The 423-nt window shown below is 63.4% G+C and carries 1 pseudogene; it reads left to right on the forward strand.

Going from position 1 to position 423, the window contains the following annotated elements:
- Positions 1-351, forward strand: a pseudogene (locus AB4Z23_RS28675) (MFS transporter); the annotation flags it as partial.
- Positions 352-423: the final 72 nt, after the last annotated feature.

Here is a 423-nt window from a genome sequence, read left to right on the forward strand (position 1 = left end):
GGCAGATTGTTGCGCCGGTCCGCGCATGCGGAGGACCGACCGGCCTTGTTCGCCGCCCATTTCGCCTTGTCGCATGCCGCATGGTTGCTGACCTATCCACTGTCAGGATGGCTCGGCGCGATGATCGGTCTGTCGTCCGCTGCGATCCTCCTTGCGCTCGTGGCCGGTCTTGGCTTTATCGTCGCGATCTGGGCCTGGCGGCCCTCTGACGAGGTGGAGGTCGAGCACAGCCATGATGATCTGGCAGAGAGCGATCCGCATCTGATGGAGGGACACCACCGCCATGGCCAACGACACAGCCACGCCTTCATGATCGATCGCCTGCATCCGGAATGGCCGCGTGAGCACTGATCTCGCGGCCTATTTCGGCCTGTTCAGTGCTGCATTCCTGGCTGCCACCATCCTGCCGGCACAGTCAGAGGC

Origin of the sequence: Agrobacterium sp. MCAB5 (assembly GCF_052114365.1) — a bacterium.
In the GTDB taxonomy this organism is placed as follows: domain Bacteria; phylum Pseudomonadota; class Alphaproteobacteria; order Rhizobiales; family Rhizobiaceae; genus Agrobacterium; species Agrobacterium tumefaciens.